Annotated in this window: 21 protein-coding genes; 6 read left to right on the forward strand and 15 right to left on the reverse strand. The window is 59.9% G+C overall.

Going from position 1 to position 19,138, the window contains the following annotated elements:
- The first annotated feature begins 84 nt into the window (after positions 1-84).
- Complete coding sequence (locus FHX16_RS14720; protein WP_259129333.1) at positions 85-1,578, forward strand: leucyl aminopeptidase; 1,494 nt, start codon at positions 85-87, stop codon at positions 1,576-1,578.
- Positions 1,575-2,024 carry a DNA polymerase III subunit chi gene (locus tag FHX16_RS14725; RefSeq protein ID WP_183751541.1) on the forward strand — a complete coding sequence of 150 codons (450 nt, stop codon included), beginning with the start codon at positions 1,575-1,577 and terminating at the stop codon, positions 2,022-2,024. Before FHX16_RS14720 ends, FHX16_RS14725 begins: the two co-directional genes overlap by 4 nt.
- Position 2,025: 1 nt before the next feature.
- Here FHX16_RS14725 and FHX16_RS14730 read toward each other — a convergent pair whose 3' ends face one another.
- The 5 genes from FHX16_RS14730 to FHX16_RS14750 form a co-directional block, all read right to left on the reverse strand.
- Complete coding sequence (locus FHX16_RS14730) at positions 2,026-2,571, reverse strand: GrpB family protein (protein WP_183859386.1); 546 nt, start codon at positions 2,569-2,571, stop codon at positions 2,026-2,028.
- 59 nt (positions 2,572-2,630) lie between these two features.
- A complete protein-coding gene (locus tag FHX16_RS14735; RefSeq protein ID WP_183859384.1) occupies positions 2,631-3,557 on the reverse strand; it encodes a Gfo/Idh/MocA family protein in 927 nt (308 codons plus the stop codon).
- 95 nt (positions 3,558-3,652) lie between these two features.
- A complete protein-coding gene (locus FHX16_RS14740) occupies positions 3,653-4,480 on the reverse strand; it encodes a polysaccharide deacetylase family protein (protein WP_183859382.1) in 828 nt (275 codons plus the stop codon).
- Between the two features lie 128 nt (positions 4,481-4,608).
- On the reverse strand, positions 4,609-6,492 hold the full coding sequence (locus tag FHX16_RS14745) for an ABC-F family ATP-binding cassette domain-containing protein (protein ID WP_183859380.1): 1,884 nt from the start codon (positions 6,490-6,492) through the stop codon (positions 4,609-4,611).
- A gap of 47 nt (positions 6,493-6,539) precedes the next feature.
- Positions 6,540-7,592: a diguanylate cyclase gene (locus FHX16_RS14750; RefSeq protein WP_183859378.1), complete on the reverse strand. Its 1,053-nt coding sequence runs from the start codon at positions 7,590-7,592 to the stop codon at positions 6,540-6,542.
- Positions 7,593-7,929: 337 nt separating this feature from the next.
- Between FHX16_RS14750 and ndk the strand changes: the two genes are divergently transcribed.
- Positions 7,930-8,352, forward strand: coding sequence for a nucleoside-diphosphate kinase (gene ndk, locus FHX16_RS14755; RefSeq protein ID WP_016553456.1), 423 nt, complete (start codon positions 7,930-7,932; stop codon positions 8,350-8,352).
- Between the two features lie 70 nt (positions 8,353-8,422).
- Here the strand turns inward: ndk and FHX16_RS14760 are convergent, their stop codons facing one another.
- Both FHX16_RS14760 and FHX16_RS14765 read right to left on the reverse strand, forming a co-directional pair.
- On the reverse strand, positions 8,423-8,926 hold the full coding sequence (locus tag FHX16_RS14760; RefSeq protein ID WP_183859376.1) for a hypothetical protein: 504 nt from the start codon (positions 8,924-8,926) through the stop codon (positions 8,423-8,425).
- Positions 8,923-9,474, reverse strand: coding sequence for a CGNR zinc finger domain-containing protein (locus FHX16_RS14765; RefSeq protein ID WP_183751530.1), 552 nt, complete (start codon positions 9,472-9,474; stop codon positions 8,923-8,925). The genes FHX16_RS14760 and FHX16_RS14765 overlap by 4 nt, the downstream gene beginning before the upstream one ends.
- A 63-nt stretch (positions 9,475-9,537) precedes the next feature.
- On the opposite strand from FHX16_RS14765, the gene FHX16_RS14770 reads away from it, so the two are divergent.
- Positions 9,538-10,434 carry a branched-chain amino acid ABC transporter permease gene (locus FHX16_RS14770; protein ID WP_183859374.1) on the forward strand — a complete coding sequence of 299 codons (897 nt, stop codon included), beginning with the start codon at positions 9,538-9,540 and terminating at the stop codon, positions 10,432-10,434.
- On the opposite strand, the gene FHX16_RS14775 is transcribed toward FHX16_RS14770, so the two are convergent.
- The 5 genes from FHX16_RS14775 to FHX16_RS14795 form a co-directional block, all read right to left on the reverse strand.
- Positions 10,435-10,902 carry a molybdenum cofactor biosynthesis protein MoaE gene (locus FHX16_RS14775; RefSeq protein WP_183859372.1) on the reverse strand — a complete coding sequence of 156 codons (468 nt, stop codon included), beginning with the start codon at positions 10,900-10,902 and terminating at the stop codon, positions 10,435-10,437.
- Position 10,903: 1 nt separating this feature from the next.
- Positions 10,904-11,158 (reverse strand): molybdopterin converting factor subunit 1, encoded by a 255-nt coding sequence (gene moaD / locus FHX16_RS14780; protein ID WP_183751526.1) that lies wholly within the window; start codon positions 11,156-11,158, stop codon positions 10,904-10,906.
- Positions 11,155-11,745: a CDP-diacylglycerol--glycerol-3-phosphate 3-phosphatidyltransferase gene (gene pgsA, locus FHX16_RS14785; RefSeq protein ID WP_183751525.1), complete on the reverse strand. Its 591-nt coding sequence runs from the start codon at positions 11,743-11,745 to the stop codon at positions 11,155-11,157. The genes moaD and pgsA overlap by 4 nt, the downstream gene beginning before the upstream one ends.
- 110 nt (positions 11,746-11,855) lie before the next feature.
- Positions 11,856-13,892 (reverse strand): excinuclease ABC subunit UvrC, encoded by a 2,037-nt coding sequence (gene uvrC / locus FHX16_RS14790; protein ID WP_183859370.1) that lies wholly within the window; start codon positions 13,890-13,892, stop codon positions 11,856-11,858.
- Positions 13,889-14,656, reverse strand: coding sequence for an SDR family oxidoreductase (locus tag FHX16_RS14795; protein ID WP_183753819.1), 768 nt, complete (start codon positions 14,654-14,656; stop codon positions 13,889-13,891). Before FHX16_RS14795 ends, uvrC begins: the two co-directional genes overlap by 4 nt.
- A 361-nt stretch (positions 14,657-15,017) precedes the next feature.
- Here FHX16_RS14795 and FHX16_RS14800 point away from each other — a divergent pair, with 361 nt between their 5' ends.
- Positions 15,018-15,650, forward strand: coding sequence for an outer membrane protein (locus FHX16_RS14800; protein ID WP_183751523.1), 633 nt, complete (start codon positions 15,018-15,020; stop codon positions 15,648-15,650).
- Between the two features lie 64 nt (positions 15,651-15,714).
- Here the strand turns inward: FHX16_RS14800 and FHX16_RS14805 are convergent, their stop codons facing one another.
- Positions 15,715-16,548: an oxidoreductase gene (locus tag FHX16_RS14805; protein WP_183859368.1), complete on the reverse strand. Its 834-nt coding sequence runs from the start codon at positions 16,546-16,548 to the stop codon at positions 15,715-15,717.
- A 113-nt stretch (positions 16,549-16,661) separates the two neighbouring features.
- Between FHX16_RS14805 and FHX16_RS14810 the strand changes: the two genes are divergently transcribed.
- On the forward strand, positions 16,662-17,567 hold the full coding sequence (locus FHX16_RS14810) for a LysR family transcriptional regulator (protein WP_183751521.1): 906 nt from the start codon (positions 16,662-16,664) through the stop codon (positions 17,565-17,567).
- Here FHX16_RS14810 and FHX16_RS14815 read toward each other — a convergent pair.
- The gene (locus FHX16_RS14815; protein ID WP_183859364.1) at positions 17,558-18,154 is read right to left on the reverse strand and encodes a glutathione S-transferase; all 597 of its coding nucleotides are present in this window, start codon (positions 18,152-18,154) and stop codon (positions 17,558-17,560) included. The two genes, FHX16_RS14810 and FHX16_RS14815, sit on opposite strands and share 10 nt — an antisense overlap.
- 58 nt (positions 18,155-18,212) lie before the next feature.
- Positions 18,213-19,082, reverse strand: coding sequence for a 23S rRNA (adenine(2030)-N(6))-methyltransferase RlmJ (locus tag FHX16_RS14820; protein ID WP_183859362.1), 870 nt, complete (start codon positions 19,080-19,082; stop codon positions 18,213-18,215).
- Positions 19,083-19,138 lie beyond the last annotated feature (56 nt).

Genomic DNA, 19,138 nt, shown 5'->3' on the forward strand with positions numbered 1-19,138 from the left:
GTCGTCGGGCCAAGGCTTGTCTTCGAGGATGAAACTCGAAATGATCGGATGGAGCGGATTTAGGAAAATCCCACTGGAGAAGATATGTCAGCCAAGTTCGATGTTTCATTTGTGACAACCGCCGAGATCGCCGGGGGATATGCGGTGCTGCTGCAGGGAAGCGGTTCGGATCGTGCCGCAGGGGCCAAGATCGCAGATCCCGCCGGTGTGATCGCCAGGGCCGCAAAGATCGCAGCGTTTTCTGCCAAGCCGACGACCGTATTGGATCTCGTTGCACCGGAAGGTTCAGCAGCGGAGCGGCTCTTCGTCGTTGGCCTCGGCAAGCCGGAGGAACTCACTGCTCACGATTGGTTGAAGGCGGGTGGCGTCGCCGCCTCCAAGATCAAGAAGGCCGAAAAGGTGGTTATCTTCGTCGATGCGCCAGGCGTCGGCGTTGGCGCGAAAGAGGCTGCGGACTTTGCGCTTGGCATGCTTTTGCGCGCCTATAGTTTCGATACCTACAAGACGAAGAAGAAGGACGAGGACAGCAACGGCCGCAATGGGCAGGTCGCCGTGACCATTGTTACGGCAAATGCAGCGGATGCAGCAAAGGCATTCAAGGTTTCGGAAGCCGTTGCCGCCGGCGTCAACCTGGCTCGCGATCTGGTGAACGAGCCGCCGAACGTCCTGGGGCCGGTGGAGTTCGCCGCCAAGGCAAGCGAACTGGAAAAGCTCGGCGTCGAGGTCGAAATCCTCACCGAGAAGGAAATGCAGACGCTTGGCATGGGCGCGCTGTTGGGCGTTGCGCAGGGGTCGGTGAGGCCTCCGCGGTTGGCAATCATGCAGTGGAGGGGCGGCAAGAGTGGAGAGAGCCCAATTGCCTTCATCGGCAAGGGCGTGGTTTTCGACACCGGCGGCATCTCGATCAAGCCCGCGGCCGGCATGGAAGAAATGAAGGGCGATATGGGCGGTGCCGCAGCCGTCACCGGTCTGATGCACGTGCTCGCTGCCCGCAAGGCGGCCGTGAACGTGGTGGGAATCATCGGCCTGGTGGAGAACATGCCCGACGGAAACGCACAGCGTCCCGGTGATATCGTTACGTCCATGTCGGGCCAGACGATCGAGGTGATCAATACGGATGCGGAGGGCAGGCTCGTGCTCTGTGATGCCCTCTGGTATTGCAACGACCGATTCAAGCCGAAGTTCGTGATCAACCTGGCGACATTGACGGGCGCCATTCTTGTTGCACTCGGCAATGTCCATGCCGGTCTGTTCTCGAACGACGACGAGCTCTCGGCCCAACTGACAGCCGCTGGCCTGAAAACCAGCGAAAAGCTCTGGCGCATGCCGCTCGGCAAAGAATACGACAAGATGATCGACAGCAAGTTTGCCGACATGAAAAACACAGGCGGTCGACATGCGGGTTCGATCACCGCGGCCCATTTTCTCAAGCGGTTCGTGCAAGACACGCCCTGGGCGCATCTCGACATTGCGGGAACCGCCATGGGTTCGCCGCAGGATGAGATCAATCAGTCCTGGGGATCCGGCTACGGCGTGCGGCTACTCGACGAGCTGGTGCGCACCAACTACGAGTCATGACGGAAGTCCTGTTCTATCACCTTACGGAATCGAAGCTGGAAGATGCCCTCCCGCCGCTGCTCGAAAAAAGCGTCGAGCGCGGCTGGCGGGTCTCCATCCAGTTGAAGGATGCTGCGCGGCGCGATTTCCTCGATCAGCATCTCTGGACATTTCGCGAGGATAGTTTCTTGCCGCATGGCACGGATGAGGGGGACATGGCGGCAAATCAGCCAGTTCTCCTCACGATCTCCGAAGGAAACGCCAATGCTGCGACGGTGCGATTTATCGTCGATGGCGCAGAGCCGCCTGCTGTTGATTCTTACCAGCGGATTGTCTTCATGTTCGATGGTTATGACCAGGAGCAGCTTGAGGCTGCCCGCGCGCAGTGGAAGAAGCTGAAAGGCGAGGGGCACAGCCTGACATACTGGCAGCAGACGCCGGAGCGTCGATGGGAGAAGAAGGCTTGAACTAGCGTAGGCCGGAAGCCATCAGGACGTTGTCAATGAAGTCCCGCTTTGCCTTGGTATATTCCGCGCGCCTCTCCGCATGCTCGCTAGCCAACCCAACCTTGAGCTGCTCGTAGGCGCGTGCGAGCCGGATATCGCTGCGCAGGGCGTCGCGAAAAGCGATCATGCGGTTCCAGTTATCCCCACGATGCTCCACGACATGGACCAGATGGGTGCGGCTCTCATCCGTGACGCCACGACCGAAAATGTGGTCGTTGGGGACAATGTCGTTACCGGCATAGTCATAGCCGATTGCTTTCATGGCGTCGATGCAGCCCAGACCGTCGTCGAGGTGCTTAACACCTACAGCGATGTCGATGATAGGCTTTGCCTTGATGCCGGGAATGGCTGTGCTGCCGACATGTTGAATCTCGATTACCGCGCCGCCGAGTGCTTGGCCGATGGCATGCGCTTCGCTGGCATAGGCTCGCTCCCAAAAGGCATTGGGCTCGGCCAGCGAAACCGTCAAATTCTTCAAGCCAAGGCCGTAAGCCGGATCGTCTCGCATGCCGAACCTCCCTGAAGACCGTGAGACTTCACAATATCACGAGGTTCGGCGTGCTTGAATCAATCGTAGAAAGCCTCGACGAACTTGCGCTTGCCGAGCATGAAGGCATCGGCGACGTGCCGAAGCGGCGCGAGGTCGACATCCGACTTGCCGGCTTTGACGATTTCCGCGAATCGGCGGTAGAGCGCCGGATACTCCTCTTCGGGAGCGGAAAACTTCAGTTCACCGTTGATTGAGAGCTTGGAGCCGCCCTCTGCCAGTTCCATGTGGCCGGCCGCGGTATCCGCAAGGATATCCCAGCTCTGCTTGCCCGTCTGTCGCCAGTCGAATTCGCCATGAACAGGCACGCCATCGGCATTCTTGAAATGCAGATCAGCGGCGATCGGCGCGTCGCGATTTTCCGGGAATTCAAGTGTTGCGCCGGTCAGGAAGATCGCCTTCGGCAGAATGTGAGTGACGATCGACAGGGCGTTGATGCCCGGATCGAAAACGCCGAGACCGCCGGCCTGCCAGATCCATTCCTGGTTCGGATGCCAGTGGCGAACGTCTTCCTTCCAGATGACGTGGACCTTGTTGATGGTCGTCGAAGCCAGGAAGGACTTCGTGGCCTCGACAGCAGCCGCATAGCGCGAATGCCAACTGGCAAACAGCGAAACGCCCTTGCTTGCAGCGAGGCTTTCGAGATCGGCCACTTCGCTCAAGGTGGCGCCCGGGGGCTTCTCGAGGAACACATGCTTGCCGGCCGAAAGTGCCTTATGTGCCGCTTCGTAGCGATACTGCGGCGGCATGCAGAGCGAAACCGCATCGATATCAGGGACGGCGTCGAGCATCGCATCGATCGTCGTGAAACTCTCGATGCCCTCGACGGTGCCGTGACGGCTTGCCGTGGCTACGAGCTTGAAGTCGGAATTCTTGGCGATCGAAGGAAGGTGCTGGTCGCGGACGATCTTGCCGACGCCGACGATGGCGAGGTTGATAGGTGACATGCTGGTGGCTCGCATTCGGTGTTTCGCTCAAAAGTATGACTTATTTTGCGCCTGTTTTAGCAGAAACAAACTGGCGGGCAAGCGTCGATGGTCTATCAAAGAGACGCCATCTCGGCGGGGGCAGTCGGCTTCTTGAATTGCAGCGTTACAACCTTATACCCCTCGACCTCGAGCCTTGAAAGCAGTGTCGGCAGCATGGTCGCCGTGCGATTGTGGATGTCGTGCATGAGAATGATGCCGCGTCCCCGCTTGTGCAGCAGGTCCATCGTCCGCTTGGTCACGGCGGCAGGCGATGTGCTGAAGTAATCCTTGCTGTCCACGTCGACATCCATCACGACCATATCGCGCATTGCAACGGCGGCACGAAGCTGGTGGCTGTCGGCAAGATATGGAAAGCGGAAGAAGTTGACCTCGACTCCCGTCGCCCTGGTGACAGCGGCTTCGCCCCGGGTAATCTCCTTCATCGCCATGTCGAAGGTCAGCGCCGCCAGGTTCTCGTGTCGGTAGGTGTGGCTGCCGATCGCGTTGCCTTCCATAGCGACCCTGCGGGCGAGTTCCGGATGTAACTCCGCCATTTCGCCGACCATCATGAATGCGCCTTTGACGCCGAACTGATCCAGCGTCGCAAGGACACGGTCCGTGCGGCCGGGAATCGGGCCGTCGTCGAAGCTGAGGATGACTTCCTTGTCCTCAAGGCGCAGATCATGGATGGAGGCGACCGTCAGCGTTCGACCAGCAAGGTGATGCTGGAGACTATCGCGAGACATTTGGAGGGGGCTACCTTCGGTTTCCGAGATCTGGCCTTCCGGCGCGACAATTGAGGAGGTTTTGATCGTGGTATCGGGCGCAGTCCGCCTGGCAGATTGGCAGCCGGCGAGGGCCACGCTCAAGATGAGACCGGAAAGGAAGGCGACGCGATGCATGAAAGGGCTCAACAAATCAGTAATGAATGTTGAGACAACCTTTATGATTATGGTTAACGATCGGTTTCGATCGCTTTGCAATGCACTGAATAGTGCGGGGTCCGACGAGCCTTGACAAAGAGCTGTGGCTATCCCGCCATAGCGTCTTCGTATTCTGAAGAGAGCTCGAGCCACTGCTCCTCGGCGGCGGCAAGCTTTGCGGCAGCCTCACCGCGCTGCTTGGCCTTCTCCGCAGCCTTCGCAGGCGCTCTTTCATAGAGCAGGGGATCCGCAAGTTCCGCATCAAGCGCCTGAATCTGTTTCTCCAGCTTGCCGGTTAAGGATTCGATTTCGTTGATCTTTTTCTTGAGCGGCGCGAGCGATGCGCGCTTTTCGGCGTTCAGCTTGCGCTGGTCCGCCTTCGAGGCGGACTCTTCCGCAAGCTGGGGTTTCTCGTCCTTCTTCCTGCCAGATGCGACAACGAGGTCGCGGTATTCATCCATATCGCCTTCGAAGGTCGTGACCGTGCCCTTGTTGACGAGCCACAACCGATCGACAGTCGCCTCGATAAGGTGGCGATCGTGCGAAATCAGAATGACCGCGCCTTCGTAATCGTTCAGCGCCTCGATGAGCGCTCGCCGGCTGTCGATGTCGAGGTGGTTCGTTGGTTCGTCGAGGATCAGGAGATTGGGCGCGTGGAAGGCAGCGAGCCCCATCAGCAGGCGCGCCTTCTCGCCGCCGGAGAGATCCTTTGCCGCAGTCGACATCTTCTCCGTCGCGAGGCCCATCTGGGCGACACGCGCCCGCACCTTTGCTTCGGGCGCGTCCAACATCAGGCGACGTACATGCTCGACCGGCGACTGGTCCGGGATCAGATCGTCGAGCTGGTGTTGCGCGAAGAAGCCGATCTTGAGGTTGGGAGCGAGCTTGACCTCGCCTGCCTCCGCCGCCAAGCGACCGGAAATGAATTTGGCGAAAGTGGACTTGCCGTTGCCGTTGGAGCCGAGCAACGCGATACGATCGTCATTGTCGATCCGCAGATTGAGCCCCTTCAAGATGGGCTTGCCAGGTTCGTAGCCGACAGCGCCGCCGCTGATGGCGACGATGGGGGAGGCAGGTTGCTTTTCCGGCTCGGGGAAGGTGATCGGCTGGACGTGATCCTCGATGACGGCGGCTACCGTTCCCATGCGCTCGAGTGCCTTGACGCGGCTCTGTGCCTGGCGTGCCTTGGAGGCCTTTGCCTTGAAGCGGTCGATGAAGCTCTGCAGGTGTTTGCGGGCTGCCTCGTTCTTCACCCGCGCCTTCGTCTGCAACTCGTCCGCTTCGGCCTTCTGCCTCTCGAACTGGTCGTAGCCGCCGCGATAGAAGGTCAGCTTCTTCTGGTCGAGATGAACGATCGCGTTGACCGCGTTGTTCAGGAGATCGCGGTCGTGGCTGATGACGATGACCGTGTGCGGATAGCGACGTACATAATCCTCAAGCCACAAGGTGCCTTCGAGGTCGAGATAGTTGGTCGGCTCGTCGAGAAGCAGCAGGTCCGGCTCGGAGAACAGAACCGCAGCGAGAGCGACGCGCATTCGCCAACCGCCCGAAAAGGAGGAGGCCGACCGCGACTGCGCTTCCTGATCGAAGCCGAGGCCCGCCAGAATGCTGGCAGCACGGGCCTCCGCGGAATGCGCATCGATATCCACCAGCCGCATCTGGATTTCCGCGATGCGATGGGGATCGGTGGCGCTTTCCGCCTCCGCCAGCAGCGCTGAGCGCTCCTTGTCCGCGGCCAACACGATTTCGATCAGCGCGTCTTCCGTTCCCGGTGCTTCCTGCGCGACCTGTCCGATGCGCGTATTCTTCGGGATCGAGACGGAGCCGCTCTCCGCGGCCAGATCGCCGGTAATCACCCGAAATAGCGTGGATTTACCCGCGCCGTTGCGACCGACAAGACCTGCCTTCGTGCCGGCTGGCAGCGAAACGCTGGCGTGATCGAGAAGCAGTCGGCCGGCAATACGTGCGGAGATGTCGGAAATCGTGATCATGGCCGGCGTTTTGGCCGAAAGCCGTGATCAGCGCAAGAGCCTGTGGCTCACCGACCGAAGGCTTGCACGGGCTGCCGGCGATTTGACTGAGCGGCGTGGAGCGCGACGCGTGCATTTGCCTGCAACTGCGATGCCGTCGTTGCGTCGGCGCTCAAGGCGATCCCGAGCGAAATTGTAAGCCCGGCCGAGGCAGTGTTGTCGGATGCCGCGAACGTCATGTGGTCTTCCACCGAGGCTCGGAGGCGATCGGCAATCGCAAGAGCCTCCTGCATGCCGACATTGGCAAACAGGAAAGCAAATTCGTCGCCATCGATCCGTGCAACAAGATCGTTCTTCTTGATCGACTTTCGGAAGAGATCAGCAAGCTTCTTCAGCACTCGCGTTCCAACCTGTGTACCGTAGCGGCTGTTGAATGCCTTGAAGTCGTCAACGTCGACCATGATGAGGGCGCTGCCGGCGGCGCCTTCTTCCCGGTCGTAGAGATCGGCGATCGCTTTGTTGAGGGCGATGCGGTTGGGGATTCCGGTCAGCTTGTCCGTTGCCGATGCTGAGTGAGCCGCTGCGATACCAAGCTCGATCGCCTCCAGGCGTTCGACGTCGCTTTTCAGCCGGGCCTCGATATCCTTTTCGGAAGCCAGGACGTTGGAGAGAGAGGTCGACAGGTACTCCATCTCGCTCATGATCGCGCCAAGGTTTTGGTCGGCATTCCCCGCTATCGATTGAAGCGTCCTCTCCGCCGCGCGCAGGAAGGCCTGCTTCTGGCGCAAGCTGTCCGAAAGTCTATCCGCCGCATCACGCAGCATCCTGCTTGTTTCGGCATGCGAAATCTCGCTTGCGAGACCGCAATGGCTGACGAGCCGATACTTCAGGCCGATTTCATCGAGCGAGGCCTGCCGCGGGCTCGGTCCGAGCGCGGCGATATCCTGTGCGAGGGCGGCGTTCTGGCCGATGATCGCCTCATGCAGGAGTTCGTAGTTACGTGGCAGGCCGGCGATTGCAAGCCGGGTCATATGCTGGGCGATCCGCTGAAGATCGGTCGGGGCGGCGGCCGGGCGCTGTGCTGCTTCTCGTTGTACCTGTGAGTTTGGCGCAGTTCGCATGACGTTCCCCTCGCTCCGACTTTGGCATCGGCGTTTGGTTTCTCTATGCAACTAGCGCGCTAAAAATAGCTTAAGCTCGGTCGTTTGTAGTTGAATTACGCTGCTGAACAGTGAAACGCGGTTAATGGAGCGTATCCAACAGACATTTACTGTCCTGGCGGACGTTTGATGTTCATCGAAGCGGCAGCGTTATCGCGCGGGCGGAGGAGTGGCTTTCGCTCGACGTGAGGCAATCGTTGCATGACAGCCGCGTGAAATTGCCTGTGCCCACTTGTTTTCGGGCTATCAGGCGGGTAAACACCGCCCACTTTTCCCACGAAATAAAGGAATTCGACCCATGGCGATTGAACGCACTTTCTCGATGATCAAGCCGGACGCAACGAAGCGCAACCTGACGGGCGCTATCACCAAGATGCTCGAGGATGCCGGCCTGCGCGTCGTCGCCTCCAAGCGCGTCTGGATGAGCAAGCGCGAAGCCGAAGGCTTCTACGCCGTTCACAAGGAACGCCCCTTCTTCGGCGAACTGGTTGAAGGCATGACCTCTGGCCCGACCATCGTTCAGGTTCTGGAAGGCGAGGGCGCCATCCTGAAGAACCGCGAAATCATGGGTGCGACCAACCCGGCAAACGCTGACGAAGGCACGATCCGCAAGGTTCACGCCCTGTCGATCGGCGAGAACTCGGTTCACGGCTCGGACGCTCCGGAAACCGCTGCACAGGAAATCAAGTACTGGTTCTCCGACACCGAAATCGTCGGCTGATTCAGGCTCTCAGCGATACCGCTGAAGCCATTGAATTGACTCTGAAAGCCGGGGCTCTGCTCCGGCTTTTTTACGTTGAAGGGCAGGTGGCGGCAGAGTCGTAGTCCACGCTGCCATCCGGTTTGAAGACCTCGGGGTTCTTCGTATAGAGTGGCCCGACAACGAGTGGCTTGCCCGGCATGACCGACTGGTCGAGGCTGGAGATCACCTCGGTCTTCAGGCTCTGCAAGGTCTCTCCCTTGGCATCGACCAAGCGAACGTTCACGGCGTAGGGCTTATCCTTCTTGACGCAATGAAGCGCGGGGCTTTGCAGCGTGATCTTGTCCCAGAACGGATAGACCTTCTCGTTGGTGACCAGCACGTCGCCGCCCGCCGGGTTTTCGAATTCCGCGATGGCGACCGTGCCTTCCGGAATCGGCGCCTTCTTGTTCAAGGTCACGACATAGGTCGCAACCGCGATCCGATAGTTGAAAACGAAGACGCGACCGCTGATCTCGACCAGCTTGTCGGTCTCTCGCTGGCATCCCGTCAGCACGGCGGCTGCAATAAAAACAGCCATCGACAGCGCTTTCATGGCGCTTCCTCCTCTTTCCTCCGGCGATAGTGGCGGCTCGCCTTGGCGCGATTGCCGCACACCGCCATGTCGCACCAGGCGCGGCTCCTGTTCTTGCTGCGGTCGATGAAGAGCCAGCCGCAATTGCGGCAGATCTTCATGCGCTCTGGATCCGGCATGGCGATCAGCCGCAACACCGAATGCGCGGTTGCCGCGTCGAGGCCGTTTGCTTCGTTGGCGCCACGCAAGGTGCGCGCCAGCGCCTCCAGAAGATCGGCAAGCAGTCGGTCATTGCCTTCGCCTGAAACACGGGCCCGGAAGTAGCGGTCCGTCGCCTCGCGCAACGCCAGGAAGTTTCGCCTGTTCTGTGGTGCCGGACCAACCATCTCACCGAAGAGCGCCCGCTCCGCACAGAACTCGGCCGCAGCCTGCGGAAAGGCTTCCAGCTGGGCTGATGCTTCGAAACGGTCGATCCGTCGCGTCTCGTCATGCCGAAGCACAACGCTGTTGGCGACATCCAGCGCCAATGCGCCTCCGGAAAAGCGGTGTGGGGTCCAGGTAAAGCTCATAATGAAAATATAACTGGTAAAATATGTTTTGCTAGTTATTATTTCGACAATCAGGAGTTTTTCATGGCCTATCTGCTTCAGCAATTGGCGAACGCGGTACCGCTGGCTGCGCTCTATGCTGCGCTTGCCTTTGGCTACGCCGTTGCCTTCGGGGTCACCAAGCGTGCCGATATTACCTATGGGGCGATCTTCGCGTTTTCGGGCCAGATTCTGCTGCTTTTCACCGACATCGGCTACAACAGGCTGTTTCTGATCCTCCCGGCTGCACTGGTGCTGGGCGCCTTGTTCTCGACGGTCTATTCTATGCTGGCGGCGGTCTGGATTGGGCGCTCCATCATGCTGCCCCTAGTGCGCCAGTCATCGAACACGGTGATCGTCGCTGCCCTCGGCATTACCATCGTGCTGATGGAAACGGCGAGGTTCGCATCCGACACCAAGAGCATATGGCTTTCGCCGTTCCTGAACAGCGTTGTCGTCTTCTGGAGTGACGGGGCGTTCAAGGTGACGCTGACCGAGATACAGCTGATCAATACCGGATTGATGTGCGCCATGGTCGCGCTCGGCGTTGCCGTCATGAGAGGCACGTCGTGGGGGCGCCTCTGGCGCGCCGTGACCGACGATCCTCTTGCGGCAGAACTGTGCGGGACGAGCGCCGACCGCGTCTTCCTCGTCGCTTATGCGGCGGCAGGCCTGATTGCTACCGTATGCGGCATCCTCGCCACCTTCTACTACGGCACGATGGATTTCGGCGCCGGCCTAATGTTCGGCCTCAAGGTTTTGATGGTCGCCGCGGTTGGAGGTTATTCGGACCCTTTGAAGTCGGCTGGCGGTGCAGCCGGTCTCGGTGTAGCGGAAACGATGTGGAGCGCCTACGGCCCCTATCTCTGGCGTGACCTTGTGGTGTTCTCGCTGCTCGTGCTCCTGTTGGTCCTCAGCAGGAGGGAGAGGGTAATACCCTGACTATTTCCACTTGTCGCGGGCCGCGTCATCCGCGTCCTTGGCCGTGACCCATTCGCCGGTGGAGCCATCCTTGCCGTGTTCCTTCTTCCAGAAGGGAGCGGCCGTCTTCAGATAGTCCATCACGAAGTTCGCGCCGTCGAATGCGGCTTGGCGATGGGGCGCCGCGGCGATGACAAGGACGATATTCTCGCGCGCGGCGATCTTGCCGTAGCGATGGATGGCCGTCAGGCCCATAAGCCCGAAGCGTTCGATCGCAAGGCTGCCAATCCGGCTCATTTCCGCCTCGGCCATACCGGGATAATGCTCGAGTTCGAGCGCCGCGAGCCTGCCGCCTTCGTCACGGCACAAGCCCGAGAATGTGACGATCGCGCCGATGCCGCCGTTTCGCCTGCCAAGCCGATCGACTTCCGCTTGAAGGTCGAAATCCTCGCGCTGGACGCGAATATCCGGCTCGACCTTGCTGGTCACGTCAGCCTCCGGTCATCGGCGGGAAAATGCCGATCTCCCTGGGATTTCCGATCGGCTCGTCGTGCTCGACGTGCTCCTGGTCGATTGCGACCCGGATCACGTCGGGAAACTGAAGCGCGGTCTCATATTCTTCGCCCATCGTCTTCAAATGATTCAGAAGATCGGCAACGGTAACGACGGAAGACGGCAGGACCATTTCCTCTTCGGCCTTGCCGATCCGTTCGCGCACCCAGGCGAAATAGACGAGCTTTGTCATTCTTCGTCATCCACGATGTGCTTCAGACCGGCACGGAAATAGTCATAGCCGGTGTAGATTGTCAGCAGTGCCGCGATCCAGAGAAGTGCGATGCCTGTCTTCGTCGTGTAAGGGAAGATCTCGTCACCTGCAGGGCCGGCAAGCAGGAACGCAATCGCGACGAGTTGTACGGTCGTCTTCCACTTGGCAATGCGGGTGACAGGCACGCTGACCTTCAAGGCGGCCAGATATTCGCGCAAACCGGAGACTAGAATCTCCCGGCAAAGAATGGTGATCGCCGCCCAGATCGACCAGCCGGCAATCGTCTGGTCAGCGGCGACCAGCAGCAGAATGGACGCGACCAGCAGCTTGTCGGCGATCGGGTCAAGCATCCGGCCGATGTTCGACGTCTGGTTCCAGATCCGGGCGAGGTAGCCGTCGAGAAAGTCGGTGAGCGACGCGATGACGAAGATCCACAGCGCCACCCATCGTGCCGTGTTGCTGATCGCCAGCTTTCCTTCGAGGAAAAAGCACAGCACGATCAGCGGCACTGCCAGAATGCGGCCGTATGTCAGCAGGTTCGGAATATTATATGCGCGCGATGCCATGAAACATGTCTCTGAAGTGATGTGCCCGTAGATGACGGCTTTGACCGTAAAGCGTCAACATTCTTTCTATTTTTCCGCTGCCTTTGCGTGGAATTTGCGACTGGCGCCACCTATTTCGCGGCGTCGTCGTGAAAATGATTGTAAACCTGCTTGGCGACAGTCTCCGAAATCCCTTCGACCGCCATCAGGTCGGAGAGCGCGGCACGGGAGACAGCCTTCGCGGTTCCGAAATGCTGCAGCAAGGCGCGCTTGCGGGATGGCCCGATGCCGCCGATCTCGTCGAGTGGGTTCTTGACCATCTCCTTTTTGCGCCGGGCGCGATGCGAGCCGATGGCGAAGCGGTGCGCTTCGTCGCGCATGCGCTGGATAAAGTAGAGGACCGGATCGCGCGGCGGCAGGGTGAAACTCTCGCGTCCTTGCGGGAAGAAACGCTCGCGCCCGGCGTCGCGGTCGACGCCCTTGGCAACCCCAATGGCAATGACGCTATCAGTGATTCCCAATTCCTCGAGGATCCCACGCACGGCTGTCATCTGTCCCTGGCCGCCGTCGATCAGGATCACATCGGGCCAGGCGGGGAAGGGCATGTCGGCCGCATCTGTCGGCGATGCCGGTTGGCTGCGGTCGGGCAGACCTTCTTCCTTGAGTAGGCGGGAGAAGCGGCGGGTCATCACCTCGCGCATCATGCCGAAGTCGTCGCCCGGCGTGATGTCGGTCGATTTGATGTTGAACTTCCGGTACTGGCTCTTCACGAAGCCTTCCGGCCCTGCGACCACCATGCCGCCGACCGCGTTCGTGCCCATGATGTGCGAGTTGTCGTAGATCTCGACGCGTTGCGGCACATAGCCAAGCTTGAAGGTCTCCTTGAAACCTTCGAGCAGCCGCGACTGCGACGCCGTTTCCGCAAGCTTCCGGCCATGCGCTTCGCGCGCATTGGCAATCACATGCTCGACCAGATCCCGCTTCTCGCCGCGCTGCGGCACGAGGATGGAGACCTTATGCCCGGTCTTCTCGCCGAGTGCGGCAGCGAGCAGTTCCAGTTCTTCGACCGTCTCCGACAGCAGGATCTGCTTCGGCACCGGCTTGTCGTCGTAAAACTGCGCGAGGAAGGCGTTCAACACCTCGGCAGCCGAGAGCTGCGGGTCGGCCTTTGGGAAGTAGGCGCGGTTGCCCCAGTTCTGTCCGGTGCGGAAGAAGAACACCTGAATGCAGGAAATGCCGCCTTCGTGGTGGATTGCGAAGACATCAGCCTCCTCCACGCCCGCGGGATTGATGCCCTGGTGACTGGACACATGCGAGAGCGAGGCCAAGCGGTCGCGATAGACGGCAGCACGCTCGAAATCGAGATCTTCGGCCGCGAGGTTCATCGCCTCGGCGATGTGTTCCTTGACCTTCTGGCTCTTGCCGGAAAGGAAGTCCTTCGCCTCCTGGACGAGTTCGGCATAGCCCTCGTCGCTGATCTCGTGCGTGCAGGGGCCGGAACAGCGCTTGATCTGATAGAGCAGACAGGGACGGGTGCGCGTCTCGAACACGCTGTCGGTGCAGGTACGGATGAGGAAGGCGCGCTGCAGCGAGTTGATCGTCCGGCCGACGGCACCGGCTGAGGCGAACGGGCCGAAATAGTCGCCCTTGCGGGCGCGGGCGCCGCGATGTTTGAGGATCGCAGGAGCGCGGTGGTCGCCGCTTATCAGGATATAGGGAAACGACTTGTCGTCGCGCAGCAGCACATTAAAGCGCGGGCGCAAGCGCTTGATGAGATTCGCTTCCAGCAACAGCGCTTCGGTTTCCGTGCGAGTCGTCACGAACTCCATGTTCGCCGTCAGTCGCACCATCTGCGCGATACGGTTGGAGTGCACCCGGCCAACCGCGTAGTTGCCGACGCGCTTCTTCAGGCTGCGTGCCTTGCCGACGTAGAGAACGTCGCCGGCCTCGTTGAACATGCGGTAGACGCCGGGGCTGTTCGGCAGTCGCTTGACGAACTCCGCGATAAGATCCGCGCCAACAAGGCCGGTCTCGTTGGTCCCGCCTTCGTTCCAATCGATTGCAGCCGCCGGCGCCGCCGTGGAGGCGTCGCTCTCCACTTCGATATCGTCGTCTGCATCAGTCTCGTCGTAAAGAACGCCGCCATCCGGCAGCTTTCTTGAATTCATTCCGTAATCTCCGCCACATCGGGCGTCTGCCAAGCGAGGTGCTGGCCGCCGTCGAGGGCAATCATCTGGCCGGTGATCGAGGGCGTTTCGTAGAGGAAGCGAATCGTTTTGCCGAATTCCTCAAGCTGCGGCCCTCGCTTGAGGATAAGCGCTGAAACCTGCGCTTGGAAGTCTTCTTGCGACTGCCGTTCACTCGGCATCGAGGGGCCGGGGCCGACGGCGTTGACGCGGATGCGTGGCGCCAGCGCCTGCGCCATGGTCTGCGTCGCGGTCCACAAGGCGGACTTCGACAGCGTATAGGAATAGAAGCTCGGCCGCAGCGCCCAGACACGCTGGTCGATGATGTTGACGACGAGTCCGTCCGTCCCGTCCGGCAGTTGCGCGGCGAAGCCGGCCGACAGAATCGAGGGCGCGCGGACATGGACGGCGAAATGTTCGTCCCATGCCTCGGCATTGATATGGCGGACGGAATCCTCGTGGAAAACCGAGGCGTTGTTGACAAGTAGATCGAGTGGTCCGATCGCGTCCGACGCCTTTTTTACCAGGTCGCTGGTCTCATCGATTTTCTGCAGGTTAGCCCGAACGGCGACTGCCTTGGCGCCTCTTTGCCGCAATTCCGCCGCGAAATTCTCGGCCTCCTCAATCGAACGGCTGGCATGAATCGCGACTGCGAAGCCATCCGCAGCCAAATCCTCGACGATTGCCCTGCCTATTCTTTTGGCCGCCCCGGTCACGAGTGCTGTGCGAAGTCTTTTCCCGTTCAAAATCATGCCTTTTCGCCGCGAAACTCTGTTCGCTGCTTATATAGGCGTGGGAGAAGGTGAGATAAATAGCCGTTTTCATTGCGATGTCGTCGGAACTACTAGGTGTACTATTGAAGAATATAATTCATTAAAATAAGTATTCATGATTTAACCATTCGTTATGGTTAACAAATATTCTGTTGCGGCAAAGCAACATCGAATTTTAGCCGCCCGCACGCCGCAATCAAATCACAATTCGGCTCTTTCAAATCCTCAATTGGGCATCAATTTCCCTTCCGAACCGCAAGGGACATTTGTAATAACCCGCGAATGCTTCGCTGTAGGATAGTTGACGAAGGACGCGGGCTGAAAGGAGAAGAGTATGCGTACGTTTATTGCTAGTCTGTTGGTTTCGACCGTTGCCCTTGGTGGGTTTTCCGCCGCATATGCAGCCGATGCCGTTGATCAGATCCCGGAAGCTCCGGTTGCACAGAATGAGCCGGCTCCCGCGGCGAGCTGGCAGGGCTTTTACCTCGGCGGTGCCGGCACCTACAACCTAGGCGGCTTTGGCGACAAGTACAACGCTCGTGCTCTCGGCGGTCAGATTTATTCCGGTTACAACTGGCAGGCTGGCCAGATCGTTTACGGTGCGGAAGCCGACATCGGCTATTCCGGCGCTGACGGCGCTGCTGGCGGCGGCGAAGGCAAGAACGAAGTCAACGGCTCGATCCGCGGTCGCGTCGGTTACGATCTGAACCCGTTCCTGCTGTATGGTACGGCTGGTCTTGCCGCCACCAAGAACAAGTTCAGCAATGCTGCCGGCTCTGACACCGACAGCTCGTTTGGCTACACGGTTGGTGCGGGTGCCGAAACCTTCGTGACCAACAACATCACGGCGCGTGTCGAGTACCGCTACACCAATTACGCCGACAGCGATTTCCATGTCGGCGGCGCAAACATTTCGCGCGGCTACGACGAGCACAGCGTCAAGGTCGGTATCGGCGTCAAGTTCTAAGCCGAACGAATACAGAAAAGCCGGGCTCCAGCCCGGCCTTTTTGTTTGTGCGATTAGCCGCGGCCTATTTGGGGAAGTCGGTCGAGACCGCAAGCTCGCGCCATGCAGCGAGTTCCTTGGCGACGTGGGCATTCTTCGCTTCGATGACCGCCACGGTGTCGCTGCCGAAGGGCATACGCAGTGGAGGATTGTCCGAATGCGCCAGAGTGACCATCGCCTTGGCAAGCCGAGCGGGGTCGCCGGGCTGCTGGTGGTTATGGCCGGCAGCGAATTCGCGCATCGCGCCGACAGGCGTCTCCTGGTAGTCGGCAATCGAGCTCGGGCTGACGGCGAGTGAGCTCTCGTCCAGGAAGTCGGTGCGGAAGAAGCCGGGCTCGACGACCGTCGCCTTGATTCCGAGCGGTGCCACTTCTGCAGCGAGCGCCTCGGTGATGCCTTCGACCGCGAACTTCGTGGAGCAATAGATACCCCAGCCGGCGTGCGACTCGTAGCCGCCGATGGACGAGATGTTGAGAACGTGACCCGAGCGCTGGCGACGCATGTGTGGCAGGACCGCACGGGTGACCTTTAACAAGCCGAAGACGTTTGTGGCGTAGAGCCTCTCGATCTCGTCAGTTGTAGCCTCCTCCACGGCACCCAGCAGGCCGAAACCGGCGTTGTTGAGCAGCACGTCGATCTGGCCGAAGCGCTTGACGGCGGCTTCAGCTGCCTTGTGCGCGGAAGCTTCGTCGGTCACGTCGAGCGACACGGCGAGCAGATTGGGATGATTGCCGAACTTCTCTTCCAGCCCCTTCGGGTTGCGCGCCGTCGCGACGACGGCGTCACCTGCATTGAGAGCTTCCTGGGCGATGAGGGCACCAAAACCACGCGAAGCCCCTGTGATGAACCAAACACGCATGACGATCTCCTTTGTCCTTTGCGCTGCGATTTGCTTACGGAGTGAAGGTAGCGTATTGGCATAGGTGAGAGAATTTACGTTGTTGTTCATAGGTTACTGAGAAAAATTCATCAATGAAACGTGTCCGCTCGACCGATCTGGCGATCTTCCTGGCGATCGCCAACCACCGAAGCTTCCGGAGGGCATCGGTCGAGTTGGGTGTTACGGCCTCCGCCTTAAGCCATGCGCTGCGGGCGATCGAAGAGCGACTTGAGGTGCGTCTGGTCAACCGGACAACGCGTGGCGTGGCGCTGACTGAGGCCGGCGAGCGATTGTTCGACCGGATCCGGCCGGCCTTCCTCGACATTGATGCCGCCCTCGACGACCTCAATAGCTTTCGCGGCCAACCGCACGGGAAGCTCCGCATCAATGCGGCGCGCGTCTCCACGAAACTCGTGCTTCTGCCGATCGTCGCCCGTTTCTTGAAGGCTTATCCCTCCGTCGAGGTCGAGATCGTCATCGATGACGGACTGGTTGATATGGTGTCGTCAGGTTTCGATGCCGGCGTTCGATTCGGCGAAAGCATCGCTGCCGACATGATTGCGGTGCCGATCGGCCCGCGTCATCGCTTCGCGGTCGTCGCCGCGCCGAGTTACTTCGAAGGCAGAACCAGGCCGGTGACACCGCACGATCTGCGCGACCACGAATGCGTGCGCTATCGTTTCTCCGGCGGCGCTCTCTATCGATGGGAGTTCGAGCGTGGCGGCATCGAACTGGAGATCGAGGTCGGTGGTCCGCTGACATTGGGCGACCAGGACATTATCCATGATGCCGTGCTGCGCGGCTGCGGTCTCGGATACCTTTTCGAAGAGCAGGCGCAAGCCGCGATCACAGAAGGCAGGCTGATCCGCGTGCTGGAGGACTGGTGTCCCTTCTATCCGGGCTTCTTCCTCTACTATCCTAGCCGTCGACAACTCCCGACGGCGCTGCGGGCCTTCATCGATTTCGTGAAGACTGACAAGGGAACGCCTCAGGTCTGAGGTTTCAGTTGGCTGTAGGCAGGAAACTTCTTTTCAAACTCCCGGCGCCAGCCGATGAGTTCGGAGTGCTCCGCCTCCCACTGGCCCGGAAAACGGAGGTCCAGGTAGCCCAACGTCGCTGCTAGCGCGAAGTGCCCGCCGTGCAGCCGCTTGCCTATTTTCGGCAGGTGGACGCTGAGATGGTTCAAGCCGGAGACAGCCTTCTTCCACTGTCGATCGATCCAGGGTTGGTGCACCTTTTCCTCGTCGCGGAAGCGCCGCTCGTAGACGATGGCGAGCAGGCAATCGCAGATGCCGTCACACAGGGATTCGAGAATTTCGACCTCCGTCCGCCTACCCCTCTTGGATGGGTAAAGCTTCTTGCCCTTCAATCGGTCGAAATAGTGCATGATAGCGACGCTGTCGAAGATCGACAGCCCGTCGTCGGTCAACAATGTCGGGATTTTGCCGAGTGGATTGTTGTCGACGAGAACGGCAGGCCCGGCGTTCGTATCCACGCGGATCTCGATCGCATCCAGTTCCAAGTAGCGCGCGGCCATGCGTACCTTGCTGGAATAGGGAGACGTCGGTGCGCAAAGGATCTTCATGGTCGCTCTTCCCTATGGTAATGTTGCGGCGCGACTATTTCGCGCCGGCAAGAGTCGGTCAACCGTCCTTTGCCATCTTGCCTTCGCCCCGCAGCCAAAACGCGCGATGCGAAGCGTAGCGATCCTGCGCCAGGAGATCCTTGAGCGCGGGCAGCAAGGCGTGCAACTCGTCCTTCAGCGTGAAGGGCGGGTTGACGATAACAAGCCCTGAGCCGGTCAAGCCGGTGATCCCGCGGTCGCTACGCACGCTGAGTTCCGCGCAGAGCATCTTCGGAATGTCGAGGTCCTGTAGCGCCTCATGGAATTCCTTGATTGGTGCGCCCTTCTTCAGCGGGTACCACAGGCAGTAGGTACCGCCGGGGAAGCGGCGATAGGCTTTCGCCAGGCCATCGACCAGACGCTCGTATTCGCCATCCTCTTCGAACGGCGGATCGACCAGCACGATGCCGCGCTTCTCTTTCGGCGGCAGGTGCGCGCCGAGCGAAAGCCAACCGTTGAGTTCGGTAATCCGGACATGATGGTCGCCCTCGAACAGCCGGTGCAGTCGCGCGAAATCCTCCGGATGCAGTTCCATCGCGGAGAGCCTGTCCTGTGGGCGAAACAGCATGCGCGCGAGCTTAGGGGAGCCGGGATAGAAGCGGATCCCGCCCTCCGGGTTCAGTTCACGCACGGCGGTGAGGTAGGGCTCCAGCAGCTCGGCGACCTGCGGGGCAAGTTCCGCGTCCAGAAGCTTGCCGATGCCGTCGCTCCATTCGCCGGTCTTTTGCGCCTCCTCGGAGGAGAGGTCATAGAGCCCGATGCCGCCATGCGTATCGAGCACGCGAAAGCCAGCATCCTTCTTCTGCATGTAGCGGATCAGCCGCGCCAGAACGGCGTGCTTGAGCACATCGGCAAAATTGCCCGCGTGATAGATGTGGCGGTAGTTCATTTTCGCTGATGCCCGTGATGAATTCGCCTGATCAACGTCATTTCTGACTTTTGGCT

Origin of the sequence: Rhizobium sp. BK661 (assembly GCF_024808825.1) — a bacterium.
In the GTDB taxonomy this organism is placed as follows: Bacteria; Pseudomonadota; Alphaproteobacteria; order Rhizobiales; family Rhizobiaceae; genus Rhizobium.

What these genes read in the sequence shown, in the direction of transcription:
- FHX16_RS14720 (WP_259129333.1), top strand. Translation starts at nt 85, where the DNA reads ATGTCAGCCAAGTTCGATGTTTCATTTGTGACAACCGCCGAGATCGCC.
- FHX16_RS14725 (WP_183751541.1), top strand. Translation starts at nt 1,575, where the DNA reads ATGACGGAAGTCCTGTTCTATCACCTTACGGAATCGAAGCTGGAAGAT.
- FHX16_RS14730 (WP_183859386.1), bottom strand. Translation starts at nt 2,571, where the DNA reads ATGCGAGACGATCCGGCTTACGGCCTTGGCTTGAAGAATTTGACGGTT.
- FHX16_RS14735 (WP_183859384.1), bottom strand. Translation starts at nt 3,557, where the DNA reads ATGTCACCTATCAACCTCGCCATCGTCGGCGTCGGCAAGATCGTCCGC.
- FHX16_RS14740 (WP_183859382.1), bottom strand. Translation starts at nt 4,480, where the DNA reads ATGCATCGCGTCGCCTTCCTTTCCGGTCTCATCTTGAGCGTGGCCCTC.
- FHX16_RS14745 (WP_183859380.1), bottom strand. Translation starts at nt 6,492, where the DNA reads ATGATCACGATTTCCGACATCTCCGCACGTATTGCCGGCCGACTGCTT.
- FHX16_RS14750 (WP_183859378.1), bottom strand. Translation starts at nt 7,592, where the DNA reads ATGCGAACTGCGCCAAACTCACAGGTACAACGAGAAGCAGCACAGCGC.
- ndk (WP_016553456.1), top strand. Translation starts at nt 7,930, where the DNA reads ATGGCGATTGAACGCACTTTCTCGATGATCAAGCCGGACGCAACGAAG.
- FHX16_RS14760 (WP_183859376.1), bottom strand. Translation starts at nt 8,926, where the DNA reads ATGAAAGCGCTGTCGATGGCTGTTTTTATTGCAGCCGCCGTGCTGACG.
- FHX16_RS14765 (WP_183751530.1), bottom strand. Translation starts at nt 9,474, where the DNA reads ATGAGCTTTACCTGGACCCCACACCGCTTTTCCGGAGGCGCATTGGCG.
- FHX16_RS14770 (WP_183859374.1), top strand. Translation starts at nt 9,538, where the DNA reads ATGGCCTATCTGCTTCAGCAATTGGCGAACGCGGTACCGCTGGCTGCG.
- moaD (WP_183751526.1), bottom strand. Translation starts at nt 11,158, where the DNA reads ATGACAAAGCTCGTCTATTTCGCCTGGGTGCGCGAACGGATCGGCAAG.
- pgsA (WP_183751525.1), bottom strand. Translation starts at nt 11,745, where the DNA reads ATGGCATCGCGCGCATATAATATTCCGAACCTGCTGACATACGGCCGC.
- uvrC (WP_183859370.1), bottom strand. Translation starts at nt 13,892, where the DNA reads ATGAATTCAAGAAAGCTGCCGGATGGCGGCGTTCTTTACGACGAGACT.
- FHX16_RS14800 (WP_183751523.1), top strand. Translation starts at nt 15,018, where the DNA reads ATGCGTACGTTTATTGCTAGTCTGTTGGTTTCGACCGTTGCCCTTGGT.
- FHX16_RS14805 (WP_183859368.1), bottom strand. Translation starts at nt 16,548, where the DNA reads ATGCGTGTTTGGTTCATCACAGGGGCTTCGCGTGGTTTTGGTGCCCTC.
- FHX16_RS14810 (WP_183751521.1), top strand. Translation starts at nt 16,662, where the DNA reads ATGAAACGTGTCCGCTCGACCGATCTGGCGATCTTCCTGGCGATCGCC.
- FHX16_RS14815 (WP_183859364.1), bottom strand. Translation starts at nt 18,154, where the DNA reads ATGAAGATCCTTTGCGCACCGACGTCTCCCTATTCCAGCAAGGTACGC.
- FHX16_RS14820 (WP_183859362.1), bottom strand. Translation starts at nt 19,082, where the DNA reads ATGAACTACCGCCACATCTATCACGCGGGCAATTTTGCCGATGTGCTC.